The 20,605-nt window shown below is 38.2% G+C and carries 13 protein-coding genes and 5 pseudogenes; 9 read left to right on the top strand and 9 right to left on the bottom strand.

Annotated elements, in window-relative coordinates; genetic code table 11:
- The first annotated feature begins 76 nt into the window (after positions 1-76).
- A complete protein-coding gene (locus LZ575_RS02775; protein ID WP_235328233.1) occupies positions 77-1,357 on the top strand; it encodes a phenylacetate--CoA ligase family protein in 1,281 nt (426 codons plus the stop codon).
- A gap of 189 nt (positions 1,358-1,546) precedes the next feature.
- On the opposite strand, the gene LZ575_RS23150 is transcribed toward LZ575_RS02775, so the two are convergent.
- The 7 genes and pseudogenes from LZ575_RS23150 to tsaD all read right to left on the bottom strand — a co-directional run bounded on the left by LZ575_RS23150 (position 1,547) and on the right by tsaD (position 6,846).
- A complete protein-coding gene (locus LZ575_RS23150) occupies positions 1,547-2,125 on the bottom strand; it encodes a THUMP-like domain-containing protein (protein ID WP_311195941.1) in 579 nt (192 codons plus the stop codon).
- A gap of 278 nt (positions 2,126-2,403) precedes the next feature.
- Positions 2,404-2,727: a hypothetical protein gene (locus LZ575_RS23145; protein WP_311195940.1), complete on the bottom strand. Its 324-nt coding sequence runs from the start codon at positions 2,725-2,727 to the stop codon at positions 2,404-2,406.
- A gap of 9 nt (positions 2,728-2,736) precedes the next feature.
- Positions 2,737-3,825, bottom strand: coding sequence for an AI-2E family transporter (locus LZ575_RS02765; RefSeq protein ID WP_235328231.1), 1,089 nt, complete (start codon positions 3,823-3,825; stop codon positions 2,737-2,739).
- Positions 3,826-3,837: 12 nt separating this feature from the next.
- On the bottom strand, positions 3,838-4,356 hold the full coding sequence (locus LZ575_RS02760) for a TrmH family RNA methyltransferase (RefSeq protein WP_235328229.1): 519 nt from the start codon (positions 4,354-4,356) through the stop codon (positions 3,838-3,840).
- Between the two features lie 2 nt (positions 4,357-4,358).
- Positions 4,359-5,007 (bottom strand): annotated as a pseudogene (locus LZ575_RS02755) (DUF4159 domain-containing protein).
- A gap of 100 nt (positions 5,008-5,107) precedes the next feature.
- Positions 5,108-5,815, bottom strand: a complete 708-nt coding sequence (locus tag LZ575_RS02750; protein WP_235328227.1) for a 16S rRNA (uracil(1498)-N(3))-methyltransferase — start codon at positions 5,813-5,815, stop codon at positions 5,108-5,110.
- A 3-nt stretch (positions 5,816-5,818) separates the two neighbouring features.
- Positions 5,819-6,846 (bottom strand): annotated as a pseudogene (gene tsaD, locus LZ575_RS02745) (tRNA (adenosine(37)-N6)-threonylcarbamoyltransferase complex transferase subunit TsaD).
- Between the two features lie 159 nt (positions 6,847-7,005).
- Between tsaD and LZ575_RS02740 the strand changes: the two are divergent.
- The 4 genes and pseudogenes from LZ575_RS02740 to LZ575_RS02725 all read left to right on the top strand — a co-directional run bounded on the left by LZ575_RS02740 (position 7,006) and on the right by LZ575_RS02725 (position 12,768).
- Positions 7,006-10,095 (top strand): hypothetical protein, encoded by a 3,090-nt coding sequence (locus LZ575_RS02740; protein ID WP_235328225.1) that lies wholly within the window; start codon positions 7,006-7,008, stop codon positions 10,093-10,095.
- Entirely contained in the window at positions 9,978-11,330 is a 1,353-nt protein-coding gene (locus LZ575_RS02735) for a translocation/assembly module TamB domain-containing protein (RefSeq protein WP_311196088.1), read from the top strand. The genes LZ575_RS02740 and LZ575_RS02735 overlap by 118 nt, the downstream gene beginning before the upstream one ends.
- 85 nt (positions 11,331-11,415) lie before the next feature.
- Positions 11,416-12,403 (top strand): annotated as a pseudogene (gene pfkA, locus LZ575_RS02730) (6-phosphofructokinase).
- 2 nt (positions 12,404-12,405) lie between these two features.
- Complete coding sequence (locus tag LZ575_RS02725) at positions 12,406-12,768, top strand: methylglyoxal synthase (protein WP_235328223.1); 363 nt, start codon at positions 12,406-12,408, stop codon at positions 12,766-12,768.
- On the opposite strand, the gene LZ575_RS02720 is transcribed toward LZ575_RS02725, so the two are convergent.
- Both LZ575_RS02720 and LZ575_RS02715 read right to left on the bottom strand, forming a co-directional pair.
- A complete protein-coding gene (locus tag LZ575_RS02720) occupies positions 12,761-13,141 on the bottom strand; it encodes a RidA family protein (RefSeq protein ID WP_235328220.1) in 381 nt (126 codons plus the stop codon). The genes LZ575_RS02725 and LZ575_RS02720 overlap by 8 nt on opposite strands.
- A gap of 169 nt (positions 13,142-13,310) precedes the next feature.
- The gene (locus tag LZ575_RS02715) at positions 13,311-16,019 is read right to left on the bottom strand and encodes a putative LPS assembly protein LptD (protein WP_235328218.1); all 2,709 of its coding nucleotides are present in this window, start codon (positions 16,017-16,019) and stop codon (positions 13,311-13,313) included.
- A 137-nt stretch (positions 16,020-16,156) separates the two neighbouring features.
- Between LZ575_RS02715 and LZ575_RS02710 the strand changes: the two genes are divergently transcribed.
- The 4 genes and pseudogenes from LZ575_RS02710 (at position 16,157) to LZ575_RS02695 (ending at position 20,492) form a co-directional block, all read left to right on the top strand.
- Positions 16,157-17,272, top strand: coding sequence for an N-acetylmuramoyl-L-alanine amidase (locus tag LZ575_RS02710; protein ID WP_235328216.1), 1,116 nt, complete (start codon positions 16,157-16,159; stop codon positions 17,270-17,272).
- 54 nt (positions 17,273-17,326) lie between these two features.
- A pseudogene (locus tag LZ575_RS02705) lies at positions 17,327-17,602 on the top strand (MlaD family protein); the annotation flags it as partial.
- A 681-nt stretch (positions 17,603-18,283) separates the two neighbouring features.
- Complete coding sequence (locus LZ575_RS02700; RefSeq protein ID WP_235330661.1) at positions 18,284-19,624, top strand: (Fe-S)-binding protein; 1,341 nt, start codon at positions 18,284-18,286, stop codon at positions 19,622-19,624.
- A gap of 75 nt (positions 19,625-19,699) precedes the next feature.
- A pseudogene (locus tag LZ575_RS02695) lies at positions 19,700-20,492 on the top strand ((Fe-S)-binding protein).
- Positions 20,493-20,605 lie beyond the last annotated feature (113 nt).

The raw sequence follows: 20,605 nt of genomic DNA, 5'->3' as shown, positions 1-20,605 counted from the left end.
AAGGGAAGTTTCTACTTTACAGGAGGAAGAGTTTCTTCGAAAAAGAATTGAGCAGAGTTACAGAAAAATATAAGAAATGTCCAACCTTCATAAAGCATCAATTGAGGAAATTAAGCAGGTACAATGGCTACAGCTTAAAAAACAGCTGGCATACCTTCAACTAAATTCACCTTTTTATACAGAGCTTCTTGATCATAGAAATGTCAATGTTCAAAATATTCAGTCCTACGAAGATTTTAAAAAGCTGCCGATAACAACAAAGGAAGACCTGCAGCAGTCTAACGACAGATTTTATGCTGTTCCCAGGCACGAGGTTATCGATTATGTTACTACCTCAGGAACTTTAGGTAGTCCTGTAAGTATGGGATTAAACGATGCCGATCTCGAGCGGCTGACAACAAATGAATTTGGATCTTTTAAACTCGCGGGAGTAGAGAAAGAGGATATTGTGCAAATCACGACAACCCTGGATCGCAGATTTATGGCGGGACTGGCGTATTTCCTGGGACTTCGGAAGTTGGGAGCGGGAATCATCCGCACCGGAAGCGGGTTACCACAGCTACAATGGGATTCTATTGAAAGGTTTAAAGCGAAGTATCTCGTAGCTGTACCTTCATTTTTGTTGAAAATGCTGCTGTACGCCAAAGAGAATAATATAGACTTTAAAAACACTTCAGTTAAAGCGGCAATCTGTATTGGGGAGCCAATAAGAGGTGTAGATTATTCCCTTAACGCACTTGGGTCCAGGATAAGTGAACTTTGGGACATAGAGTTATTTTCGACTTATGCTTCTACCGAAATGGCTACTGCTTTTACAGAATGTGAGGTTCATAAAGGAAATCATATTCAGCCCGAATTAATTTTTACTGAAATCCTGGACCTTGAAGGTAACCCCGTTCAACCGGGAGAGATCGGTGAATTAGTAGTTACACCTCTTCAATCTCAAACGATGCCACTGCTAAGATTTGCAACCGGAGACATGCTCACCTACACCAATGCTCCCTGTGCCTGTGGAAGAAATACAGAAAGACTGAGTTCTGTCGTGGGACGTAAAAAACAAATGATAAAGCTAAAAGGGACCAGTATTTATCCGCAGAACGTAATTGAAATCCTGACAAATTTTGAAGGAATAGAAACTTTTGTCATTGAAGCAAGAAGGGGAGAACTCGGCACAGATTTGCTTACAGTAAAGGTAGCTGACTCCTTTCCATTGGACAGAGTAAAAGTATTGATAGAGCACTTTAAATCCAGACTGCAAGTTACTCCGGATTTACAACTGGTAAAAAAGGAAGAAATTGAAATCCTGAGAATTCCTGAAGGAAGTAGGAAACCGCAATATTTTAGGGACTACAGGTGAGAAGAGACCACCTAGGGGAATAAACCTCACAGGTTTTTAAAACCTGTGAGGTTTGATTAGAAAAATTCTAACGTAAACCGATTAAAAGAAGTCTCTAGTTCTTAAGAATTGTTGTGTAGAAAAGCCAGAGCAACAGTTCTTTTCTAAGACCTCACAGGTCTCGAAGACCTGTGAGGTCTATAGCATTAACTAAATTTTCTCACAAATAAGAACGATTTTCTCATTCTTCATATTAGTAGTGAAGAACAAATAGCTATTTCCCCCGTCTTCTATTTTCAATTCCTTCCTGATAGCTTCAACCGATTTTGGAAAGTTCCTGGTAGCGATATTAGCCTTTTTTAGATCATCTCTCTTTTTGAGTGCTTTTCTGTTGTAGGGTAAAGTTTCAATGAGTTTAAATGTTCTACCGGGAAAATCTCCAGGTTCATTTGAGGTGTACAGATGAGAATTAAAATGCAGTTTTTTCGTTCCCGTAGCCATAGCCACTTCAGCAAATAATCCGCTCTTCATAACCGCTGCATTGGGTTCAAAAATATAATCCTGAGGCAAACTTAATGGGGCATCAGTAGTGGCTTTAGACAAAGAAGAAGTGAAAACCTGTTTTTTATTTTTCTGAAAATTGATTGCTGTTATAGTTATTTCTTCTGAAGGATTTGTTTCCAAAAGCCAGAGCAGCTCTTTCACCTCGTTTCTCACCGCCACAATATGTATTGCTGAAACATTCTTTAATTCAGATAATCCGGCTTTAAAATCAAGTAAAGGAGACATTTTAATTAAAATGCAATCTGCCTTCTGAAAAAACAGCTGCAGATTTGCAGGAACATCAGGAGTACACTGTTCCAGCAGAAAAACTTTTCCGCCGTAGTCATCTCTTCTTGCAGGATCGAGGTAGATCCAGTCAAATTTTTCCTCTGAAGCTTTAAGGTATTGGAGACTGTCACCTGTTACAGTTTTGATATTATCTGCACCAAGGATTTTAAAATTATGACTAAGCTATTTCAGATAGATCTTCATCCTGTTCACAATGGATTACCTGTTCCACATTTTCAGCAAAAAAGAACGCGTCTATTCCAAAACCACCTGTTAGGTCGATCAGCTTCTTGCCGTTGACAAGACTTGGCTTTATATCGAGCGGTTATTTCCGAAGAAGTTTGCTCAAGATTTATGTTGGGAGGGAAAATAATACTTTCAGCATTAAACCACCGGGGCAACTTCTTATTTGCTTTTTTCTTTGCTGTAATTTGAATTGCTAATTCTCTGGAAGATATATTTTTAAAGGAACTACCTTTAAGTATAAGTTTAGATACATCAGCATCAATATTATTAAGAATAAACTTCTGAACTTCCTCCTGTAAAAGTGCTTTGTTCAATATAAATTATTAAAGATCCCGGGTAAGTCTTTTTACGATCTTATATTCACTAAGTGACTCCTTTGCAATAACTTTTAAAGCAGTATAAAACGGAATCGCCACTACCATTCCCACGACTCCAAACAGAAGTCCCGCAATTAAGATAATTAAAAATATCTCAAGGGGATGGGATCTTACACTGGCGCCGAATATAAGTGGCTGACTAATGAAATTGTCTATAAGCTGGGCAATTCCATATCCCAGCATTACATATACCACTCTTGGCAAGATAAACGTTTGGAAATCGGCTCCCAGGTTACTGGAGATTACAAATAATGCCATAAGAATTCCTGCAAATATTGGTCCCAGGTATGGTACCAAATTTAGTATTGCACAAATAAAAGCTATAGCAACAGGATTATTAATCTCAAAGATACTGAGCAAAAGTATGTAGAGGATAAAAAGTACAGTGATTTGGAGGGTAAGCCCTACGAAATATCGAGATAAAAGAATTTTTATCTTATTAAAAACCCTCTGGAATTTATCTTCTTCCCCTTTATTAGCAAAAACAAGGATACTATTAAGCATCAATTTACTGTCTTTAAGAAGGAAAAATGAAATAAAAATTATAGAAAAAACAGCAATAAGAGTAGCACCAAGAATACCAAAAACACTATTGAGAAATCTTGGAATCATATTCATATCAAGGCTCCTCATAAATTCGCTTTGCCTAAGGCTCTCGAGGATATTAATTTCTTCTACACCCAAATAGGTATTTACCTGATCATTTAATTCGTTAATATCGCTTTTAAAGGCTTCTATGTCTATCTGCCCAAGATGATAAGTTTGTTCAATGACTATAGGTACAAAAACTAAAATAATTCCTACAAAAACAGAGAGGACCAGGAGAAGGACCATTACTACTGCTATTTGATTTGGAATGCGTAAGGTAGATCGTAAAAAGATAACGACAGGACGGCCTATTAGCGATATTACTGCGGCAACAGCTATATAAACAAGTACACTTTGAATAGTGTATAAAAAATACAATAGCAGGAAAATTCCCACCATTATACCTACTGCCCGTAAAATTCCGTAAGAAAAAGATTTAGCGTTCACCTGGTAAAGATATTATTTCTCATGAAAGGGAGGAAGTGTTTTTGTAATTTCATAAAGAGCAATACCTGTGGCCTGGGCGACGTTCATGCTGCTGTTGTGGCCAAACATTTTTATATAAATTTTTTTATTGATTAGATCGAGAACTTCTGAGGAAATACCATACCTCTCATTTCCTACAACTAGAAGCACCTTATCCTTATCTTCAAAGCTAAGACTATTAATTGGAACACTATCTTCTGTTATTTCCAGGGCCATTGGATAATAGCCACGCAAAAGGTAACTTTTAAGCGCCTCCTCTGTACTTTCCCATTGTTCATAAAATACTGTTTGAAAAGTGGTCCTAGCTGTTTTTTTCAACCTGTTACTGCTGATATCGACTGGTGTACCGCAAAAAACCACTTTTTCAATATTGAAAGCATCTGCAAGTCGAAAGAGGCTTCCCAGGTTTGCATCCCCAATAAGATTATCTGAAAGAACAATTAGCGGAAATTTCTTTAATTGTGAAATGTGTTCGTTATGTGATAGCTGCATACTCAATTTTCAAAAACATATTTAATTATGTTCGCCCCCATTTGCAATGCTTTAAGCCTTACTTCTTCAGGATCATTATGTACCGCCGGATCTTCCCATCCATTTCCCAAATCACTTTCGTATGTAAAAAGACAAACAAGTCTCTTGTTTTCAAAAATGCCAAAGGCCTGGGGAGGTAGGCCGTCATGCTCGTGAATCTTTGGCAGTCCGTTCGGGAAAGAATAAGCTGCATTAAAAATAGGATGGCTTGCATGGTAGTTCCTGAAGTTCCTTATCAGGAAAAACTTTTTTTAATTCCTTCCGCAGGTATTCATTCATACCATAATTATCATCTATATGTAAAAAACCTCCACTCAGGAGGTAATTCCTAAGATTTGTTGCTTCTTCATCACTAAAGTAAACGTTTCCATGTCCCGTCATATGAATAAAGGGGAACTGGTAAAGGTCAGTACTTCCGGGAGTAACAGTCGCGGGTTTGGGATTTATAGCAGTATTAATATTTTCGTTACAGAATTTAATTAGGTTGGGAAGTGAAGTGGGGTTGGAGTACCAGTCTCCTCCTCCCTGATATTTTAAAACTGCTATTTCCTGTGCAGAAATGCTCCAGCTTAAAACGGCAATAAAAATTAAAAGTAGGCTCCTTAATTTCATGGGCAGGCGTGTACTGCGAACGTACATTAATAAAACCGAAGATATAAAAATATAAAAAGCAGAAGGTTTAAGTTATCTTAAAGAAAACTTATAAATTTCCTTATATTTCATTTGCCAGAGCGGCGGTATGGCAGGCAACTATTGCTGCAGTTTCTGTTCGCAGGCGGCTATTTCCCAGGCTCACAGGGACCCAGCCATTGCTAATGGCCATTTCTATTTCTTCTGAAGAAAAATCTCCCTCGGGACCAATAAGGATTGTAGAGTGACTGCCGGAATTTAAAACAGATTTTAAAGATTTTTTTTCATTTTCCTCACAGTGAGCTATAAATTTATCTCCCTTAATTTTTGAAGAAATAAATTCTGAAAACAGGATCTCCTTATGAAGAACCGGGATACTTAAGTGCAGGGATTGTTTCATAGCACTTTGCAGCACCCTTTCAAATCGTTCCAGTTTAACTACTTTTCTCTCACTGTGATCACATATAACAGGAGTAATTTCGCGAACTCCAATTTCTGTGGCTTTTTCTAAAAACCATTCATACCAGTCGTTCATTTTGGTGGGGGCGACGGCAAGATGAAGATGATAATCCGGCTCCGGTTCTTTTTCTGTTTCTATGATATTTGCCAGACACTGGTTAGGACTTACGCTAATAATTTCTGTTTTAAACAAAAATCCTTTTCCGTTAGTTACATTAAGAATATCACCTTCTTTCTTTCGCAACACCTTTACAATATGCCTGCTTTCATCTTTCGGAAAGACAACCTGTTGATCATTGTCGGAAATGCCTGGATGAAAAAATAACTGCATAACTTAAATTTTATACCTGGCCAGAGCAGTGACTGAAAGATCTGTAAATTCCTCCTGTAAATATTTGTAGTAGCCCACTATTCCTATCATGGCAGCATTATCTGTAGTATACTCAAACTTCGGAATAAAAGTTTTCCAGCCATACTTTTTTTCAGCATTTTTCATGGCAGTTCTTATTCCGCTGTTAGCTGAAACTCCTCCGCCAATTGCTATTTGGTTTATACCGGTTTGTTTCACTGCCTTTTTCAACTTGTCCATAAGGATCTCTACAATTGTATACTGAATAGAAGCGCAGATGTCATTGAGATTTTCCTGAATAAATTCCGGATTATTTTTTACTTCCTTTTGAATAAAATAAAGAACCGCTGTTTTAAGTCCGCTAAAACTGAAATCCAGCCCTTCCACTTTGGGTTTTGTAAATTTAAATGCCCTGGGATTTCCTTCTTTTGCATACTTATCAACCAAAGGACCACCGGGATAAGGTAGGCCCAGGATCTTAGCACTCTTGTCAAATGCTTCGCCTACAGCATCGTCTATCGTTTGCCCTATAACTTCCATTTTAAAGTAGTCGCTCACCTTCACAATTTGTGTATGCCCGCCGCTAATGGTCAACGCCAAAAAAGGAAAGTTTGGCTTTTCAAACTCCTTCTCATCAATAAAGTGAGCCAGGATGTGAGCCTGCATATGATTTACTTCAATAAGTGGAATTTGTAAACCAAGGGAAAGTGATTTTGCAAAAGAAGTTCCTACAAGTAAAGAACCCATAAGACCCGGTCCTTTAGTAAAAGCAATTGCAGATACATCTTTTTTGTCGATATTTGCTTCAACAATTGCCTGATGAATTACTCAAGCACAATATTTTGCTGATGTGCTCTGGATGCAAGTTCTGGAACTACACCGCCGTATTTTTTATGAACCTCCTGTGTAGCAACAATATTAGACAGTAATTTATCGTTGTGCAGGACAGCAGCAGCGGTATCGTCACAAGATGATTCTATTGCTAGAATATAAATGTCGCGGGATTTTGCCATTATTTTAGAAGGGGCATATTTGTTTTTACAATCCACAAAGTTATAATTTAAAAGCGTATCAAAAAATTCTGGAAAATACTAATTAGAACAGTCGTTGCACTGCTTTTGTTCTTCGTGCTTTTATTGATCTTATTTTCCATCCCTGCCGTACAAACATCGGTGGCAAAAAAGCTAACTAAATCCATTAAAGAGCAGTCAGATGTTCATATCTCTGTAGGAAGGGTTAGTCTTTCATATTTGGGAAAAGTGAAGCTTAATGATGTTTACATAGAAGATCACCATCAGGATACCCTTATTAACGTAGTAGAATTAAAAACTTCGATTCTTAGTCTCTCCAATCTTATTAATAATACTCCCAGACTTGGAAGTACTACAGCCAAAGGTTTCACTTTTAATATGGTTAAATACCAGGGGGAGGAAACAGATAACCTGGGTGTTTTTCTGGAAAAATTAAAGACTGAACCTACCGGAAAAAAGAAATCCTTTGAACTTTTTATAAGAGACATTTATATTACCGATGGTTCCTATAGTTTTATAAATGAAAACCTGAACAATCCCGAGATGGTCATTTTGGAAAACCTGGACTTGCAGGCAGAAAATTTGAAAGTCGCAGGAAGTGACGTTTCTGTCTCAATCAACGCGTTAACTGCGCAGGAAGGAAGAGGATTGGATATTACCAATTTAAAAACTGAATTTTCCTACAGCCCTACAGAGATGCACCTGGATGGCCTCTTTCTTGAAACCCCCAGTTCTACTCTGGATGCCGATATAAACCTCGTTTATGTCATATCCGATTTTTCTGATTTTGAAAATAAAGTAGCGATAGAAGGTGTTTTTAGGGAGTCCCGAATATCAACCAACGATCTAAAGGTGTTCTATGAACCATTTGGAGAGGATCAAACTTTTGTACTTAACAGCAAGATCACAGGAACATTAAATGATTTTATACTGGAAGACCTTGAGATGAAGGGGCTCGACCGCAGTAGCATTGATGGAACTTTACACGTTGTAGGAGCCTTTGCTGATACTGAGGAATTTCGCCTGGAAGGAAATTTAGAAAATTTATCGTCTAATTATTATGACCTTGTAAATCTTCTTCCATCTGTCCTTGGGGAGGTTCTACCCGTCACCCTTCGCGACTTTGGAAACCTGCAGCTTCAGGGAATTGCTGTAATTACTACCAGTATGCTCGATGTAAATGTTTTCATAAAAACCCAATTAGGATCAGCAAAGGCCGATATAGTCTTAAGTGATTTCAGCAGTTCCACAGCTACCCGTTATAAAGGGAATCTTGTTTTTAATAATTTCAATATTGGACGCTTTCTAAACAAAAAAGAACTGGGTAAGACAAGTTTTGACATAAATATAGATGGAAAAGGTTTTACCGCAGAAAGTCTTAACACAAATGTTAGAGGAAGAATTTCGTCCCTTACTTACAACGATTACAGGTATACGGGAATTCTCGTAATGGGAATGGTTAGAAATTCAATTTTTAATGGAAATCTTGTATCGCAGGATCCTAACCTGAGAATGGAATTTAATGGTCTTCTGGATATTTCTCAACAAGAGAATATTTATGATTTTGAAGCCTCAGTGGGTTATGCCAATTTACACGAGTTGAACTTCGTTACCCGCGATAGTTTATCGATATTAAAAGGTGATATTATTATGAATATGCAGGGAAATTCCCTGGATAATGTCTCCGGAAATATCTATCTCCTAAATGCAACCTATCAAAATCCTACCGATCTTTACTACTTCGATGATTTAAGTATTACTTCAGAATTTGACGAGGAAGGAATAAGAACCATAGCAGTTAGCTCGCCAGATGTTATTAGTGGGCAGGTTACAGGAAATTTCAAAATTTCAGAAGTAGGGTCCCTGGTAGAAAATTCTATTGGTAGTATCTATACTAATTACAGGCCGAATACAATTACCACTAATCAATACATGGAATTTGATTTTGACATCTACAATAAGATTGTCGAGATTTTTTATCCTGAAATTACCCTCGCTCCCAATACCTTCATTAGGGGGAGGGTAGAATCTGATGAATCTGAATTCCGGCTGACTTTCCGTTCTCCCAGGATTGAGGCCTTTGGTAATATGATGGAAGGCATTAATATCCAGGTTGATAATACAAACCCTCTTTACAATACCTTCGTTGAAGCCGACAGTGTTGCTACCAGCCTTTACAATTTTTCAGAATTTAATTTAATTAATGTAACGCTTAGAGACACCCTGTTCATTCGTTCAGAATTTCAGGGAGGAAAACGAAATGATGATGTATTTAATATAAACCTCTTTCATACCATTAATGAAGACAATAATTCTGTTGTTGGTATTCAACGTTCAGACGTAAAGTTTAAAGATAACATGTGGTATCTAAATGAAAATAGTAATAAGAGTAACAAAATAGTTTTTTCAAACAGCTTCCGCGACCTCACAGTAGATTCTCTCGTATTAAGCCATCAAAACGAAATGATAAGGTTGAGCGGTGAAAAGAGGGACTCTACTTATAAAAATTTCAGAATTGAATTTGATGAAGTCGACATCGGCAAAATCACCCCCGAAATAGATAGCCTTGAACTTGGGGGAATACTAAATGGCAGGCTTAATCTCCTGCAGGAACAGGGGGCATTTTTTCCCAACACTTCCCTTACAATTGATGGGCTGGCTATTAATGAAATTCCCATGGGAAGACTTACTATAGATGTAAACGGTAATGAAAACCTTACGTTTTACAATATAGATGCTACTCTTATGAGAAAAGGTTTTGAGTCTCTTAGTGCTATTGGTGAAATAGATGCTACAGGAGAGGATCCACTAATAAATTTAGATGTAGCCCTGCAAAATATCAATCTCTCGGCTTTCAGTCCCCTGGGAGGGGAAGCAATAGATAATATCAGGGGCTTTGCATCGGGCGAGGCGAAGGTGACAGGAGATTACAGAAATCCTGATATTAACGGGCAGCTGGAACTGGAAGATGCTTACTTTAGAATTCCCTATCTTAATATAGATTATAACCTCGAAAATACCGCAATTGTTGATCTTACAGAACAACGATTTAACTTTAATAATGTAAAAATACTCGATACTAAATACCAAACTACAGTAATATTGACGGCAGTATTTTCCACCAAAATTTTAAAAGCTGGTTCCTTGACCTTGAAATTTCCAGTGATCGCATGCTGGTACTCGATACCGAAGCTGAAGTTGATGCCCTTTACTACGGAACAGCTTTTATAGATGGTCTCGCTACTATTAAAGGGGCTACAGATGAGCTGGTGATCAATGTAAACGCCGCAACCGAACGGGGAACTATATTTAAAATTCCCTTAAGTGATGCCGAATCTGTTGGAGATAATTCTTATATCCATTTCTTAAGTCCGGAAGAAAAAGCTTCCAGGCTGGCGGGAGAGGAGATAGAACTACCTGAGGTAAAAGGTTTGGAACTCAATTTTGACCTCGATATTACCAATGATGCTGAAGTAGAAGTAGTAATAGATCAAACCAGCGGAAGTACATTAAGGGGACGGGGAGCAGGAAGCATGCTTATTGAGATCAACACAAACGGCAAGTTCAACATGTGGGGAGACTTTGTAGTGTATGAGGGAGTTTACAATTTCAAATATGCAGGACTGGTTCAAAAGATCTTCAGGGTTAAACCGGGAGGAAATATCACCTGGAATGGTAGCCCAACCCAGGCCGAATTAGATGTAAGTGCTGTTTACGATGTCACTGCTAATCCTGCGGTGCTGCTGGAAAATCCATCTTTGAACCGAAAAATTCCTGTTGAAGTTGTCATTTTATTACAGGGCCAGATCGCACAGCCGGAACTTACATTTGATGTGGAATTTCCAAATGCCAGTAGCGCCGTACGCTCAGAGCTTGAGTATAGGATGAATGACCGCGCAAGCAGGGAGTTACAGGCTTTATTCCTGGTTACCCAGGGCTCCTTTTATAGTGAAATGGCAATTGGTCAGAATGCTATAACCGGGAATTTAGTTGAAAGAGCTTCCAGCATAGTAAATGATATATTTGCTGACGAGGATGGGAAGTTCCAGGTAGGTGTAAATTACGTGCAGGGAGACAGGACACCCGATCAACAAACAGTAGACAGGTTTGGTTTGACCCTATCTACCCAAATAAGCGACAGAGTCCTCATTAACGGAGCCGTAGGAGTTCCTGTTGGAGGTGTGACTGAATCTGTCATAATTGGGGATGTGGAAATTCAATTTCTTTTAAATGAAGAGGGTACTTTGAGAGCAAAAGTATTTAACAGGGAAAATAACATCCAGTTCATTGGAGAAGAAATAGGATTTACTCAGGGATTAGGTCTAACATATTCGGTTGACTTTGACACTTTCAAAGAGCTTATTCGAAAAATTGCCAATACGCAGGCAATCAAGCAAGAAGAGGGAGAAGGAGTTTCAGATAAAAAATCTCTGGCTCCTGAGTACATTGTATTTCCGGAACAATAGATTTCTACTGGTTTTTCAAGTAGATCTAAATTGAGTACTTTTTAATAAATTCATAAATTAGCAGGTTAAAGATTAAAATAAATAAATGGCGAAAAAAATTAAACGAATTGGAGTATTAACATCGGGAGGAGATGCTCCCGGAATGAACGCAGCAATTAGAGCCGTAGTTAGAGCCTGCGCTTTTTACCACATTGAATGTATTGGGTTTTACCGAGGATACCAGGGAGTAATTGACGGTGTTTACGAGGAACTTGGGCCAAGGAGTGTTCGAAATATTATTTCCAGGGGAGGTACAATTTTACAATCTGCACGATCTAAAGAATTTCTTACTGTTGAAGGCTAGGCAAAAAGCAGCAGATACCATAAAAAAAGCCGGGATAGATGCTCTTGTTCTAATTGGTGGGGATGGTACATTTAGAGGAGGAAAAATTTTAAATGAAGAACATAATATTCCTGTTATAGGTGTGCCGGGAACTATAGATAATGATATCTATGGCACCAACTTCACCATTGGTTATGACACTGCTCTTAATACTGTTGTAGAAGCTATTGATAAAATCAGGGATACTGCCAGTTCGCACAACAGGCTGTTCTTTGTAGAAGTAATGGGAAGGGATGCCGGATTTATCGCTTTAAACAGCGGGATTGGAGCAGGAGCCGAAGAGATTTTAATTCCTGAAGAAAACCTGGGACTGGAGCGGCTGTTATTTTCTTTGGAACGCAGTAGGAGATCAGGGAAAACATCCAGTATTGTTGTTGTTTCTGAAGGTGATAAGATTGGAAAAAATGTCTTTCAACTTGCAGAATATATAAAGGAAAATCTTCCAGATTACGATGCGAAGGTTACTGTTCTTGGACATATTCAAAGAGGAGGAAGCCCCACCTGTTTTGACAGGGTTTTGGCTAGCAGGATGTGTGTGAAAGCAGTAGAACTTTTATTGGACGGGAGAACCAACATCATGGTAGGTTTGATCAATAACAAGATAGAAGCAACCAGTCTTGAAGACGCCCTTAAATCAAAACCTGATATCAATAAGGATCTTTTAAGGATTTCTGATATATTATCTACTTAATTATGACAATAGCAATAATAGCCCATAATGGGAAAAAGGCAGAAATGGTTCAATTTCTAAATGAACATAAGGAAGTTTTAATGTCCAAAGGAATTAAGCTTATTGCCACTGGGAATACAGGAAATAAAACTGAAGCAGCTGGTTTTAAGGTAGAAAAACTTTTGTCGGGGCCATTGGGAGGTGATGCACAAATCGCTTCCCGTCTCGCAGAAGGTCATGTACAAATGATCCTTTTCTTCAGAGATCCTCTCGACAAGCACCCTCACGAACCGGATATTGTAATGCTTATGAGGCTGTGTGATGTGCACGATATTCCTATAGCAACAAATCCCGCAACCGCAAGGTTAATGATGAAGGCTATTTAACTGCTATAGCGCTTATTTCTACATTAACAAACTTCGGGAGATTTGCAACTTCAACTGTTTCTCTGGTAAGTGCTGTTTCAGGATCAAAATATTTCCCATAAACTTCATTGATCCTTGAGAAGTTGTTCATATCGCTAATGAAAATAGAAGTTTTAATGACATTTTCAAAAGTCATTCCTGCCTCAGTCAAAATAGCCTTTAAGTTTTCCATCACCAGTTTCGTCTCCTCTTCCAGGTTTCCCGTTTCCAGCTCGTTAGTTTCAGGATTAATAGCTATCTGCCCCGATGTGTAAAGCATATTTCCCGTTAACACAGCCTGATTGTATGGTCCTATTGGTGCCGGAGCCATCGATGTCTTAATTATTTTCTTCATAATATTAAAAGCACTTTAAATTAAACAATTATATCAGTTACCAGATTATTGTATTCCTTCTAATATTTCAAACTTCTAACTTATTTCCAACTTCTAACTTATTTCCAACTTCCCACTTCCAACTTCTACCTTCCCACTTCCAACTTCTACCTTCTAACTTTGATATTACCTACAAAGCTCTGTCCGGTACTCTTCTCTTGTCGTACTTAATATCCCTAAGAATAGAGGATTTTATACCAATAAAGAAATACCAGGAGGCACGGGGACTAAAAGGCACCCAGTTAAATGACATGTTCCAGCTGTCAAGATCCCGTTGAAATCTTAATTGTGTATAAGTAAAACCTCCTTCTTTAATATCAAAACCCGAAGAGCCACCAACTACCCATTTAGGGGCCAGTTCAACATCTCCTGAAAACATGATTGAGTGGGAGGATATTTCATTCTGGCGAGCCATATTGTTATAGGTCATTGTGTATGCAAGTCTTAAATTCCACGGAATTTTATAATTATACCATTGATCATTTTCTCTTTCTTCATCATTTTCAAAAGGATCTTCTTCATCATCCATAAATCTCCCATCTATGTCAGTTTCTTTTCCGAAGAGATCATCGGGTCGTCCTCCGTTTCTAAAGGTCTCATTCTCTATTTTATCTTTGTTTTCATCCCCACCTTCAGCAAAATCTTTGCTTGAAAAATTATAACCAAAACTTACATTGGCCATAGTAAATCGAAAGAGACTACCTCCGTTCTGGATATTCAGTTTATCAATGCGGCGGTTATTGTTATCAAGAGCATACAAATCCAAATTGGCGGCTACGTTTACATCAAGTTTGTTTTGAATAATAGGAATACTTCCCCTAAGACTAACGGGTGCAAGTCTTAAGGAATCCCCCGCAAGGTTGTAGGAGGTTCCAATGCTAAAGTTGTTAAGCAGGGTGATCTTCTTGGGTTCTGTGGCAGTACTGTCCTTGTCCCTAACTTTTGCTTCAACAGTATTACTAAGGCTCAACCCAATAGAACTTGAAAAATTCCTTCCCGGCGGGCTATACAATGACCCCTGGAATCTTGAATATTCAACTAATAGGTTAAGACCGGGATCCTGCTCGTTAATGATTTCATACTCATCCCAGTACTGGTCAAATGCAGGATTAATACTATAATTTATCGAAGGTCGCATTACGTGCCTTATAGCCTGGATCTTTTTATCGTTTCCAAAGTTTTTAAGTCCGTAAAGAGTAGTTCCTACACTCGTACTAAAATTATAGCTTCGGAAAGAATCAAAACCTCTAATAGTATCCACTATAACCTCTCTTAAGTTGGGATCATAAATACGGTCATAAGTTTTAAATACCCAGCTCTCCTGGTAGTTGGCACTGGAACTAACACTAAAATATTTAAAAACTTTAAAATTGGTGGAAAGCGGGATACTGTGCTGTACGCCATAATTCGCATCCCGAAACATTTCAGGAGACAGGAAAAGAGAATCGGTTGTGGAAATTCGGTTTTCGCCTCTAAAGTTATACTGAAGGTTAATATTCTCAATAATCCCTTTTTTAGTTCCCACTTTTGGAGCCAATGGGTAAATTCTTCCCATACTACCCTGGACCGTGGGCAAAGTCATATCTATTTGCTGCGTCCTTGTATTTTGCTGATGAGTAGCAGCAACACTTAAATTAACATTTGGTTCTCCTGAAAAAGTTTTTGAATAAGATACAGAAGATCGTAAGGTGTTATTTAAGAAATTGGCAGTATTGGACTGGTTTACCGATTCCTGATAATAATTACTACTACCCAGGTTTACTGAAGCTGAAAACCTTGAACTTGGATTCGATTTCTGGTCCTGGGAATGGGTCCATTGCAGGTTGTAAACGGTTTGCTGCGAGAAATCGGGGAAACCCCTCTCACTATCCAGAAGGTTTTCATACCTGAAATTTATATTTCCCCTGTACCTGTACCTCTTGGCATAATTTGATTCTGTTCTTAATCCATAACTGCCGTTTGTATAGTAATCTCCCAAAACCAAAAGATCTACATAATCACTTATAGCAAAGTAATAACCTCCGTTTTGCAGAAAATAACCTCGCTGATTCGTTTGTCCAAAAGAAGGAATAATAAATCCTGATGTCTCTTCTTCAGTCATTGGAAAATATCCAAAGGGCAGACCCAGAGGAGTGGGTACATCTGCAATGTACATATTAACAAGACCACTTACTATCTTCTTTTGAGGTACAAATTTTATCCTTCGGGCATAAAAATAATAATCAGGATTCTCCTCGTTTTCAGAAGTTGTAAATCTTACATTCTGCATATAATATACAGAATCGTTTTGTCTTTTTGTCACCTCACCTAACACATTAAAAGTTCCCTGCGTGGTTCGGGAATTATACACAAGTGCTTTCTGGGTTTTAAAGTTATATCTTATAGAATCCGGTTCAACAGTATTTTGGCCCTGGGTAAAAATTGGTTTTTGGGAATAGGCTCCTGTTGAGTCGGGGATACCAAAAGCATATACTTCACCTTTTTCATTATCAACAATGATGAGCCCTGCTGTCATTACCATATCACCATAAGTGATTTGGGCCTGATTATAGAGGTACATCCTGTTTTCCTTAGGATTAAGTCTCATATAATCTACAGCCGTGTAACTAACAACATCTGTAAGCAATCTGGGTCGTTGAACAGTATCGGTTTTTACCGTGTCCTGTTGTATTGCCATTTGAGGATTTGGGACCAGAGAATCACCTACTGTTCGTACAGAATCACGTTGCGCCTCAATACGAACTTCATTAGCAGTTTCAATTTCCTGAGCTTGTAAAATATGAGGCGCCAGCAACAAAAAAACTGAGGAAAAAAGAATGAAGAGTGAGTTTGTCCGCAATGGTATATGTGCTATTTTTGTAAGTGTGGCTTGCTTTTTGAATAGTCAAAATTACATATATTTTTTTAGCTTCCTTTTGGGATTCAGAAAAAATAAACCATTAAAAATAATCGCCCTAATCGTATCGTTAGTTATATATGAGAACGAACCAAATTAAACTTTTCGTGTTAATCTTTTCCGGCTTTTTATTTATTGCCTCTTCCCAGGCACAAAATAAACCCGGGGATTCTAAATTTGTAGTAGTGCTGGATGCAGGACATGGAGGAAAGGATCCCGGCAACAGGGGAGGAGGATACAAAGAAAAAGATATTGCCCTTAATATTGTTAAAAAGGTAGGCCAGGAACTTGAGAAAATAGAAAACATTGATGTCATTTATACCCGGGATTCTGATGTTTTTATTCCTCTTGATAAGAGGGCAAAAATTGCCAATGATGCAAGAGCAGATCTTTTTGTCTCTGTTCATTGTAATGCTCATAACTCCCAGGCTTATGGTACAGAAACATTTGTATTGGGTCTACACAGGAACCAGACCAACTTTGAGGTAGCTAAAAGAGAAAATTCTGTAATATTCTTGGAGGAAGATTATCATGTTACCTATGATGGTTTTGATCCTAATTCCCCTGAATCTTATATAGGTATGATGATCATGCAGGAGGAATACCTGGATCAAAGTATCCTGTTGGCAGATTTTGTTCAGAAGAATTTTACCAATGACCTTAAAAGGAATAACCGTGGAGTAAAACAGGCTGGTTTTCTTGTGCTCCATCAAACATATATGCCAAGCGTTTTAATTGAAACAGGATTTCTTACCAATAACAGTGAGGGATCTTACCTTAACAGCAGTACTGGACAAAGTAAAATGGCAGATGCTATAGTAGAGGCAATTGTAGAGTACAGCCATACTATTAACCTTGCATCTCTTGAAAATTTGACCCAGGAAGCTGCTGTTGAAATAGTAACTACAGAAGCTGAAGTGGATATTTATGAAAATATTACTTTTAAAATTCAGCTTGCTGCAAGTTCTAAAAAGCTGGAACCTAAATCTTCAAATTTTAAAGGTTTAACTCCTGTTTTTAGAGAAAAAGAAGGAAAGCTATGGAAATATTACTATGGTGCTACCTCCAGCTATTCTCAAATTCAAAAACTACACGAGCAGGCCAAAAAAAGTGGATTCCCCAGCAGTTATGTTGTTGCTTTTAGGGCAGGCAACAAGATTACAGTTAATGAGGCGTTAAAATCCCAGAGTAAATAGGGGTACATTCCTATATTTATTTCTAAATTTGTACGGATTCTAAAAAACAAGCTTTTGAAATATTCCAAAGAGGTTAAAACTGGTATTCTGGCAATCATTGCTATTTTAATACTTATTTTTGGTTATAGTTTTCTCAAAGGCCGCAACCTCCTTGATTCAAGCCGAACATTTCATGCAATTTATGCCGATGTTGAAGGACTTTCAACTTCATCCCCGGTTACCATTAATGGTCACAAGGTTGGGCAGGTAACAAAAATTGACTTTTTAGATAAGACAGGACTTTTGGTTGTAACCTTTACTGTAGACTCAGATTTTCAATTTTCAAAAAACAGTCTCGCCCAGATCTATGGGGGTGGAATTATTGGAGGAAAATCCCTTGGGATAGTTCCTGAATATGAACAAAACCAGGTTGCAAAGAGCGGTGACACCTTACCCAGCGATATTGAGGAGGGTATAATGGAACTCGTGAACGAACGACTCACCCCTTTACAAATTAAAGTGGAAAGAGCCATAGTGAGTGCTGATTCTCTTCTTACTTCTATAAATGAAGTATTAAATCCTGATACCAGGAATAATATAGCGGTAGCAGTACAGGATCTTGCCCAAACTTTAAACTCTCTAAAAGGTACAGCTGAATCATTAAACGGAATAGTATCTGGTAACGCCAGTAAAATTGATCGAACTTTGACTAATCTCGATGAGATGTCGGGCAATTTCAATAAGTTTTCTGATTCTCTTACGCAGGTGGATATAAGTGGAATGGCTGCCAATCTTGAGGCTGTCATTGCCGACTTTGAAACTATTTCCAACAACCTAAGTAGTGGACAGGGTACAGCAGGAAAATTACTTACTGATGATGCCGTTTACAATAACCTGGACAATGCCACAAAACAACTGGAGCAGCTCTTACAGGACATTAAATTGAACCCTAAACGATACGTACACTTTTCTGTATTCGGAAAAAGCGGCAGGCCATATCAACTAAACAAGGGATTCTCTAAACTAACTTCTATGCAAATATTGGCTCAAATTCTTTTTGTTATCGCCCTGGTAGCGGGTATAGGTTTTTTTGTCCGCAACCTTCGCAAGCTTATAAGAAATATTAAAGTGGGCCGCCCTATCGATCGCAAAGACAATCCCGGAGAAAGATTTGCCAAGATGGCAAGAGTGGCCTTTGGCCAGTCTAAAATGGTTAAACGTCCTGTTTCTGGGATCCTTCACATAATAGTTTACCTGGGATTTATAATAATAAACATTGAGGTTCTTGAGATAATCATTGACGGAATTTTCGGCACCCATAGAATTCTCTCTTTTATGGGTGGATTTTATAGTTTTCTTATTGGTGCCTTTGAAATTTTTGCAATCTTGGTTCTGGTAGGTGTTATCATTTTCTGGATTAGAAGAAACCTAATAAATATCTACAGGTTTTTAGGCAGGGAACTAAAAGGTTGGCCAAAGAATGATGCCAATTACATTTTGTACTTTGAAATGGTCCTTATGTTCCTGTTCCTCACTATGAATGCTGCAGATCATCAATTACAAATAAACGGTGCCGCTAATTATGCACATGCAGGAGGAATTGTTGGTTCGTTTCCTATCAGCCAGTTTATGCTTCCCTTATTAGATGGAATGTCTAATTCTGCTCTGATCATTATTGAGCGGGTAGCCTGGTGGCTTCACATTTTAGGAATACTTTTCTTTTTGAATTACCTCTATTATTCCAAACATTTACATATTCTGTTAGCTTTTCCAAATGTCTATTTTTCAAAATTAACTCCTCTTGGTAAATTCGATAATTTAGAATCGGTTACCCGGGAAGTAAAGTTAATGATGGATCCTGATGCCGATCCCTATGCAGTACCTGCTGAAGGAGAGGAAGAGGAAGTTCCTGAAAAATTTGGAGCTTCAGATGTTATGGATCTTAATCAGGTACAATTGCTTAATGCCTACACCTGTACCGAATGTGGAAGATGTACTGCGGAATGCCCGGCAAACCTGACAGGGAAATTGCTTTCTCCCCGGAAAATTATGATGGATACCCGGGACAGGATAGAGGAAGTTGGCCAAATCCTTAGTGAGAAAGGGAAATTTGAAGACGACGGAAAGAAATTACTGGATGATCATATTCTAAGAGAAGAAATTTGGGCCTGTACAAGCTGTAATGCCTGTGTCGAAGCCTGTCCTGTAGGAATAGATCCTTTATCTATTATTACAGATTTAAGGAGATACATAGTAATGGAAGAGACCGCAGCACCAAATGAGCTTACTGTGGCAATGAGCAATATTGAAAATAATGGTGCTCCCTGGCCATATAACCAAATGGACAGGCTTAATTGGGCAGAGGAAAAATAATTACAGCAGCAAGAAAATTAATTTTGAATTCCTACTTTTCTAAAACAGTGAATCTTAGGGAAAAGATATTCTAAAATGGCAGAAGCAATAAAAGTCCCAACAATGGCCGAATATATGGCTGAAGGTAAGAAACCTGAAGTTTTATTCTGGGTGGGTTGCATGGGAAGTTTTGATGACAGGGCAAAAAAAGTAACTAAAGCATTTGTTCGAATTTTGAGTGGAAGCTAAGGTTGATTTTGCTGTTCTCGGTACCGAAGAAAGCTGTACAGGAGATCCTGCTAAAAGAGCGGGCAATGAATTTCTTTTTCAAATGCAGGCTGTCACAAACATAGAAGTTTTAAATGGCTATGAAATAACCCGGGTAGTTACTGCCTGTCCTCACTGCTTTAATACCATAAAAAACGAATATCCTGCCCTGGGAGGTAATTATGAAGTGATGCACCATACCACTTTCCTCAAATCTTTGTTGGATGAAGGCAGGCTTAAAGTAGAGGGAGGAAAATTTAAAGGTAAAAGAATAACCTTTCACGATCCCTGCTATCTTGGAAGAGCTAATGGTGTTTACGAAGCGCCCCGGGATCTTCTTCGAAAGCTGGAAGTAGAACTCGTGGAAATGCGAAAATGTAAAAAGAACGGCATGTGTTGCGGGGCCGGGGGAGCACAAATGTTTAAAGAACCTGAGCCGGGAGCAAAAGATGTGAATATAGAAAGAACAGAACAGGCAATGGAAGTTCAACCAGACGTTATTGCAGCAGGTTGTCCTTTTTGTAATACTATGTTGACAGATGGGGTAAAAGGTAAAGATCAGGAAGGAAAGATAGAAGTAATGGACGTTGCTGAAATGATTGCAAACGCAAAAGATCTATAATCTTTACCAATATATAAATACACCAAAGCCTGCAGATTTAAGTTAAAACTTCTCAATTAAGTGGTACTATATTTGAAGCTAAGCCTTTAATAAATTAGCTTTGTAAAAACGAA

The sequence above is a fragment of the Antarcticibacterium sp. 1MA-6-2 genome (assembly GCF_021535135.1).
Lineage (GTDB): Bacteria > Bacteroidota > Bacteroidia > Flavobacteriales > Flavobacteriaceae > Gillisia.
The sequence above is the reverse complement of the archived record's forward strand: the minus strand, read 5'-3'. Positions and strand labels throughout refer to the sequence as shown.

Excerpts from the sequence above, each read along its gene's own strand:
- LZ575_RS02775 (WP_235328233.1), top strand. The coding sequence starts at position 77 with ATGTCCAACCTTCATAAAGCATCAATTGAGGAAATTAAGCAGGTACAA.
- LZ575_RS23150 (WP_311195941.1), bottom strand. The coding sequence starts at position 2,125 with ATGTCTCCTTTACTTGATTTTAAAGCCGGATTATCTGAATTAAAGAAT.
- LZ575_RS02760 (WP_235328229.1), bottom strand. The coding sequence starts at position 4,356 with ATGCAGCTATCACATAACGAACACATTTCACAATTAAAGAAATTTCCG.
- LZ575_RS02750 (WP_235328227.1), bottom strand. The coding sequence starts at position 5,815 with ATGCAGTTATTTTTTCATCCAGGCATTTCCGACAATGATCAACAGGTT.
- LZ575_RS02725 (WP_235328223.1), top strand. The coding sequence starts at position 12,406 with ATGACAATAGCAATAATAGCCCATAATGGGAAAAAGGCAGAAATGGTT.
- LZ575_RS02720 (WP_235328220.1), bottom strand. The coding sequence starts at position 13,141 with ATGAAGAAAATAATTAAGACATCGATGGCTCCGGCACCAATAGGACCA.
- LZ575_RS02710 (WP_235328216.1), top strand. The coding sequence starts at position 16,157 with ATGAGAACGAACCAAATTAAACTTTTCGTGTTAATCTTTTCCGGCTTT.
- LZ575_RS02700 (WP_235330661.1), top strand. The coding sequence starts at position 18,284 with ATGCAAATATTGGCTCAAATTCTTTTTGTTATCGCCCTGGTAGCGGGT.